General features: G+C 72.1%; 3 protein-coding genes. 1 reads left to right on the forward strand and 2 read right to left on the reverse strand.

Features of this window, described 5'->3' with window-relative positions; all coding sequences use genetic code 11:
• Window positions 1-269: 269 nt before the first annotated feature.
• Window positions 270-3,830, reverse strand: coding sequence for a UvrD-helicase domain-containing protein (locus tag Aco03nite_RS12200; RefSeq protein ID WP_203795148.1), 3,561 nt, complete (start codon window positions 3,828-3,830; stop codon window positions 270-272).
• Complete coding sequence (locus Aco03nite_RS52840) at window positions 3,827-6,979, reverse strand: PD-(D/E)XK nuclease family protein (protein ID WP_239145081.1); 3,153 nt, start codon at window positions 6,977-6,979, stop codon at window positions 3,827-3,829. The genes Aco03nite_RS12200 and Aco03nite_RS52840 overlap by 4 nt, the downstream gene beginning before the upstream one ends.
• A 457-nt stretch (window positions 6,980-7,436) precedes the next feature.
• Between Aco03nite_RS52840 and Aco03nite_RS12215 the strand changes: the two genes are divergently transcribed.
• A partial coding sequence (locus tag Aco03nite_RS12215) for a hypothetical protein (protein WP_203795149.1) occupies window positions 7,437-7,665 on the forward strand: 229 nt, incomplete at its 3' end.

A 7,665-nucleotide genomic window follows, 5' to 3' on the forward strand; every position in this document is an offset into this window, starting at 1 on the left:
GCTCGGAGTACAAGTGGCGCGGCCTCCGAAAGGTGCCGTTCCGGACCGGAAGACACAGCTCGGAGGCCCTTTGACCACCCTCTTCGGGCAATCAGCACCATGATGGTCCCGGCCCACGATCGCCCGGTGGGGTCAATCATCGGTGTCGACACGGCCACCCGGATTCAACACCACCCGGGGCCAGTGAGAATCGGGTCAGCGAGACTCGGGGCCGTCAACGCCACCCGGGGTCAGCGGGACTCAGGGTTCAGGGCAGACGGGACTCGGGGTCAGCGGGACTCGGACGGGATCTCCTCGATCAGGGCCGCCAGGCCGGCTGCGTCCATCAGGTCGGCCGGGCGAACCGTGACCTGCTCCCGCACATAGTGGAAACCGGCCCGGACATGACGCACCGGCACACCGGCCAGGGAGGCCCAGGCGATCCGGTACGCCGACAGCTGAACCGCCGCCGCCTCCGCCTCGGCGCCGGTGGGTCGCCGGCCGGTCTTCCAGTCGATCACGTCGAACCGGCCGTCCGGATCGGCGTAGACCGCGTCCATCCGTCCCCGCACCACCACCCCGGCGACCGTCGTCGCGAACGGGACCTCCACCTCCACCGGGGTACGGTCCGCCCACTCCCCGGTCAGGAATGCGTCCTGCAGGGCCAGCAGTTCCTCGTCGTCGGCCGCGTCGTCGTCGGCCGCACCCGGCAGCTCGTCGATGTCGATCAGCCGGACCGCGCCGAACCGCTGCTCCAGCCAGGCGTGGAAGGCCGTGCCACGACGGGCCTGCGGCGCCGGGCGCTGCGGCAACGGGCGGCGCAACGACCGGGCCAGCGCCTGCGGATCCCGGCGCAGCACCACCAGCTGCGACACCGACAGATGCGCGGGCACCACCACCTCGATCGGCCCGTCCCGCCGGGACCGTTCCTCCCGCTCGGCCAGCAGCAGTTTCGCCTCCCGCCGCCACCTGTCGATGTCCGGATCCGCGGCCCCGGCCACCCGGTCCGCCGCCTCAGCCGCGACCAGCAGAGCCTCCCGCTCCGCCATCGGGACATTCGCCGCGGGAGAGGACAGCTCCGCCACCGGCACGTTCGGCGTGGGAGAGGACGGCTCCGCCACCGGGACGTTCGGCGCGGGTGGGGATGGTCGGCCGTCGGGCAGCGGCGGGTCGGGGGCGTGGTCGGTCACCCGTACCGGCGCAATCGGGTCTTGATCTTCTGGGTTTGCCAGACCGACCAGGTCGGCGGCCAAGCCGGCCCGGGCCGCCACCTCGGGGTCGGACGTCGCGAGGTCGGCGAAGGCCTCGGCCGCGGAGGCGTCCGGGTTCTCGATCATGCGGCGGATCAGGTCGGCGGCCGCCGCCATCGCCGGACGGCGCAGGCCCAGCGGGTCGGCCGGCCACTCGGCGGTCGGCACCACCTGGTCGCTCGGGTTGGTGTCACCCGGCGCCGGCTCCGGCGTCCAGGCCGCGACCACCCCGGCGCCGTCGTCACACGCTGCCCGGACCTCGTCGAGGAAGACCGACGGGCCGCGCGGGCGTTTCACCCCGTCACCCCACCAGTAGCCGGAACAGAGCAGCAGCCGCCGCGGCCGGGTCACCGCGACATAGGCCAGCCGCCGTTCCTCCCGCTCGTCGTGCTCCCGCCAGGAACGGGTGAAAGCGGACACCGCGCCGGCCACGTCCTTCTGCTCCAGCGCGTCCGACAGGTCCAGCGCCGGCAGGCCGTCCGCGTCACCGCGCAACGGGAACGGCAGCACCCCGATCCCGCCCAGGAAATGATCCGAGGACCGGGCCTGACCCGGCCAGACACCCTTGCACAGGCCGGCCACCGAGACCACGTCCCACTCCAGGCCCTTCGCCGCGTGCGCGGTCAGGATCTGCACCGCGCCCTCGACCACGTCGACCTGCCCCGGTTCCAGCCCCCGCTCCTCCTCCTCGGCGGCGGCCAGGAACGCCAGGAACCCGGCGACCGTGCCGGTCTCGTTCTCGCCGATGTAGCGGGTGGCGGCCTCGCCGAGCGCGTCCAGATGGCCCCGGGCCAGGCCGGCGTCACCCGCTGCCCAGCCACGGACCGCCACCTCGACGTCCAGGCCGATGGTCCGCTCGATGTCGGCGAGCAGGTCCGGAAGCTGCTGGTCCAGGCGGCGGCGCAGGGCGGCCAGCTCGCGGGCGAACTCCAGCAGACGCGGATGGCCGTCCGGCGAGTACAGCGCCGGTGGGCCCAGGTCGGCCATCGCCTCGACAAGCGTCGCGTCGTCCAGCCGGTCCGTCGAGACCGCCTCCTCCTCGCCGTCCGCGGAGGTGACCGCCCGGGCCGCGGCGATCTGCCGGGCGCGCCGGTGCAGGGCCACCAGATCGCGCGGGCCGATCCGCCAGCGGGCGCCGGTCAGCAGCCGCAACAGCGACGCCCCGTCGGCCGGATCGGCGAGCACCCGCAGTGTGCAGATCACATCCCGCACCTCCGGGGTGTCCAGCAGCCCGCCCAGGCCGACCACCTCGACCGGCAGGCCCCGGGCCCGCAGCGCCTCCTCGATCACCGGGATCTGACTGCGCACCCGGACCAGAACGGCGCTGGTCGGACGGCTCTCCAACGGGATCTCGCCCGGCTGCGCCGACGGCATCCCGGCCACCAGACGCCAGGCGGTCAGCATGGTGTCGGCGATCCAGCCGGCCTCCTCGGCGTACGTCGGGAGCAGCGCGCACGTCACCGTCCGGCCGCCCACCGCGGCGGCCACCCGCGGTGACGCCTCCAACTCGATCACCTGAGCGCGGGAGCGGAGTGCGGCCGAGATGGTGTTCGCCACGCTCAGGATCTCGGGGCGGTTCCGCCAGCTGCGGCTCAACGTCCGTACCCAAGCGGGATGCCCTTGACTGTCCCGGAACTCCTCCGGGAACCGCTCCAGCGTGCCCGCCGACGCGCCCCGCCAGCCGTAGATCGACTGGCACGGGTCACCGACCGCGGTCACCGGATGACCGCCGCCGAACAGGTTGTTCAGCATCGTCACCTGGGCGTGGCTGGTGTCCTGGTACTCGTCGAGCAGCACGATCCGGAACCGGCCGCGCTCGATCGCACCCACCTGCGGATGATCCCGGGCCACCAGCGCCGCCCGGGCCATCTGATCGCCGAAGTCCATCGCCTCCAGGTCGAGTTTGCGCTGCTCGTAGAGGCGGACCAGGGGCAGCAGGGTGAGCCGGCCCTGCTGGCGGCGCAACACCTCGGACACGTCCCGGTAGACCCGGCCGGGGAACTCCTGCACGTCCGCGAAGAACCGGCCGGTCCACGCGGCCAGCTCGTCCGGGCCGACCAGGTGCTCGGCCAGCTCGGCGGAGAGCGCCAGCACGTCGTCGGTCACCGTGCCCGGGGCGCGGTTCAGGCCGGTCATCTCACCGGTGTACGTCCGGACCAGCGAATCCACGATCTGCCAGCGGGCCGCCTCGGTCAGCAGCCGGGCCGACGGTTCGAACCCCGCCCGCAGGCCGTGCTCGGTGACGACCCGGGCGGCGTACGCGTGATAGGTCGACACCGTCGCCTCACCAGCCAGCGCGTCGTCCCGGCCCAGCCGGCTCGCCAGCTGGCTCAACCTGGTCCGCACCCGGTGCGACAGCTCGCCCGCCGCCTTCCGGGTGAACGTCAGGCCGAGGATCTCGCCGGGATGGGCGTAACCGTTCGCGACCAGCCACACCACCCGCGACGCCATCGTCTCCGTCTTGCCCGAACCGGCGCCCGCCACCACCAGCAGCGGCTCCACCGGCGCGGCGATGATCGACTCCTGCTCCGGCGTCGGCAACGGCAGCCGCAACAACAGAGCCAGCTCACGCGGCGTGAACCGGGGCCCCCTTCCCGTCATGACGGCTCCACCACCTGCCGGCCCTTACCGGAGATCGGGCAGCTCGTCCGGACCGGGCAGACCCGGCACCGGCTGTTCGCCACCGCCGAGAACGTCGACGCCGCCATCGCCGCCGCCGTCCGGCGCACCATCCCGTCCGCCCACTGCGGATCGGACACCTCCGTCAACGGCAACTGCATCTGCTCCCGGGCATCCTTCCCCGGGCCCAACTGCACCAGCGCCGCCCCGCCCGAATCCCGGCCCCAATCGCCGAACGCGCCCGCGTCGACAGCCGCCTGATAGCCGCCGAGCTGCGCGTTCTCCGCCACGTCAGCAGTCGAGACCGCGGTCGTCCGGCCCGTCTTCAAGTCGATCACGACCAGACGGCCCTCCTCGTCCACCTCCAGCCGATCCACCCGGCCGGTCAACTGGATCGGATTCCGCTCGTCCTCCAACATCACGGTGAACTCGTGCTCGATCGCCAGCAGCCGCCTCGGGTTCACCGCCAGCCAGCGCAACAACTTGTCCACCATCGCCTGCGCCCGCTCCTGCTCCGGCCCGGCCAGCCACTGCGCGGCCAGCTCGATCGACGGGAACCTGGCCGACACGTACTCCACCAGCTTCTCCCGGTCCGCGTTCGCGTCCTCCGCCAGCATCGCCGCCGCGTGCACCAGGTTGCCGATCCCCTGCGCCGGGCCGGCCGGGGCCGCGCCGCCGTGCCGCTCCAGCAACCAGCGCAAGCTGCAGCGGAGTGCGCTCTCCATCGACGACGGGGTCACCTTGACCGGTCTGCCCTCGTCGACCAGCGGGCGGTCGTCGGAGAGCGGACGCAAACCCCACCATTCGTCCGGATGCGCCCCTGGCACTCCGGCCGCGGCGAGACGTGCCAACTCGGCGGCGGCGGCGCGCTTCCGGCTCGGCGATTCATTGACCCCAATTACTACGGTACGGAGTTCAGCCACCAGCGAGGCGAGGGTCAACGCCCGGGGCGGGCGACCCGCCGGAAGTTCCCCTTCGACGTCATCTGCCTCGTCGGCGGCGCCCGGACCCGCGAAGTCATCGCCCTCCGGTTCCGGTGGGCCGACTGCTTCCATGGCGCCGATCGCTTTCATGGCGGCGCCTGCTTTCGCGACGTCACTTCTTTCCGCTACGCCAATCGTCCCCATGGCGTCGTCCGCTTCCGGGACGTCACTTCTTTCCGCTACGCCAATCGTCCCCGTGGCGTCGTCTGCTTCCGGGACGTCACCTGATTCCGGGACGTCATCGGTTTTGTCTGGGGCGCCGATCCCTTTCTTCTTCGCATTCCTTTTTGCGGCGGCATGCCCGGAGTGGGGGTTCGTCTGCTTTGCTTGGTCAAGCAGCGACTCCTCGACCGAAATATCGCTTATTTCCGGCAAATCGGCACGATCCACTGTCCCTTCACGGCTCGTCACGCTGTCCGAAGCCACCATGTGGTCCACGGCGGAAGGGCTAGAGCCCAAGCCGCCGCTGCGAAGGAGATCCGGAGCGGACGGGGCACCGGGAGGGCCGGTGTCCCATGGGTCGAGGTCCAGGTCGGAGCCTTGGCCAGAGCCCTGACCTGGGCCTGAGATCGGGCCGTGGTCAACACCTGTGGCCGGACCCTGGTCAGAATCCGAGGTCGGGCCGTGACCGGGACGCAGCGTGGGGCCCTGGCCGGGACCTGAAGTCGGGCCCGGCATGGAACCCTGGCCGGGACCTGAAGTCGGGCCTGGTGTGGGGCCCTGGTTGGGACCTGAAGTCGGGCCTGGATTCGGGTTCTCGTCGGGGGGTGGTGGGGGGAGGCCGTCGGGGCCGTCGCCGGGGCGGCGTAGAGGGGTGGCCAGTTCGGTCAGGAAGCGGCTTGGTTGTTCCTCGCCCAGCTGGCCTCCCACTCCGGCTGAGGAGACTGCGGTGGCTATCAGGCGGTGGCGGGCTCGGGTTGCCGCTACGTAGAAGAGGCGGCGTTCCTCGTCCAGCAGGGCCGAGGTTTCGGCGATGATCGCTTCCGGGCCGGAGGCGGGGCGGCCCGCCAGGAAGTCCACCAGGCGTTCCGAGCCCAGGAGGCTGCCCCGCAAGCGCAGGTCCGGCCAGATGCCCTCCTGGACTCCGGCCAGGATCACCACGTCCCACTCCAGGCCCTTCGCGGCGTGGGCGGTCAGCAGGCGGACGGCCTCGCCACGGTCCGCGCTCGGGGCTATCGAGTCGGCGGGAAGTTCCTGGCCCAGGACGTGGTCCAGGAACACGCCCACACCCGCACCCGGCAGGCGGTCGGTGAAACGGGCCGCCGCGTCGAACAGGACCACCATCGCGTCCAGGTCACGGTCGGCGGCCTCGGAACGCCACTCCCGGGCCCGGCCCGAATCACGCTGGTCCGGCATCGGGACGTTTCCCGTACTCATCGCGAACCAGCGGTCGTGCAGACCGCTCTCCCGCCAGACCGTCCACAGGACCTGCTCGGCGGAAGCACCCGGAACCCCGGCCGCCTCCCGGGCCACCGTGATCAACCGGGCGATCGTCTGAGCCGGGCGGGCCCAGCGGCGTTCGACCATGTCCAGGCCCGCCGGATCACGGACCGCGTCCACCAGCAGCGCACCCGACGGTCGACGGTCACCGGCCGCCACCGCGAGCGCCCGCAACCCCTGCCGCAGCCGCCTCTCCGCCAATGGGTCGGCACCGCCGAGCGGCGAATGCAGCAGCGCGACGGCCGACTCCTCGGTCAGCGCCGCCGGATCGATCGCACACCGCAGCAGCAACAGGAACGGTGCCACCGCCGGTTGGAGATGCAACGGCAGATCCTCGGGATGAATCACGGTCGGCACCCCGGTGGCGGCGAGAGCCCGCAGCACCGAAGGCTGCTGCAGAGTCGCGGACCGCATCAGAACCGCCATCCGGGACCACGGAACGCCGTAGAGCAGGTGCGCCTCACGCAGCACGTGCGCGATGTAGGCGGACTCCCCCGCCGTCGACCGGAACGTCCGCACCACCGCGTCCGGCACCAGCCCGAACGCCACGTCCCTACCAACACCACCCGATCGACCAGCGGCACCGGACGCACCATCGGCCTCGCCGTCAGCGGCCGCCGTCTCGCCCACGATCGACGACCCACTCACGATCGCCGTCTCGCCTACGCCTGCCGTCTCACTCGCGGCCGTCGTCTCGGCCGTGGCCATTGCCTCACCCGCGGTAGCCGTCTCACCTGCGGCCACTGCCTCACCCGCGGTCGTGGTCTCACCTGCGGTCGCTGTCTCGCTTGTGTTAGCCGAAGGAGCGCGGGACGCCGATGAGGAGGAATCCGTCGATGGCTGTGGGGATCGGCGCGCCCCTTCCTCGCTGGATCCGGGCGTGGAGGGTGCCGATGGCCGGGACGAGCCGTGGGAAGGCCGGCCAGGCGTGCCCTCCGGCGAGGTCGCGGGTGTGTGCGGATCGGAGGGGCCGGCAGGTGTCTCGGGCGGACTCGACACGGGCACGGGGAACAAACCAGGCGCGGATGGACCCGGCGATCCGGGGCCGGACATGGCAGGCGAGCCGGGCGCGGGTGCGGTGGACGAGCCAGGCGCGGCGGCAGTAGGCGAATCGAGTGCGGACGCGGTGGGCGAGTCAGGTGAAGGTGGAACCGAAGAAGGCTCGTTGGAAGTCGGTGCGGTGGAAATGGGTGTGGTGGAGGTCGGTGCGGTCGTGGAGGTCGGTGCGGTCGTGGAGGTCGGCGAGGTGAAAGCCGACTCGTTGGTGGTGAGGGCGGTGGGGACGGACGTCGTCGGCGGCAGGGTGGAGGCGGGCGCGGGCGGCTCGGGCGAAGTCGGCGCGGGCGCGGGCGGCTCGGGCGAAGTCGGCGCGGGCGCGGGCGGCTCGGGCGAAG

This window comes from Actinoplanes couchii, assembly GCF_016862075.1.
In the GTDB taxonomy this organism is placed as follows: Bacteria; Actinomycetota; Actinomycetes; order Mycobacteriales; family Micromonosporaceae; genus Actinoplanes; species Actinoplanes couchii.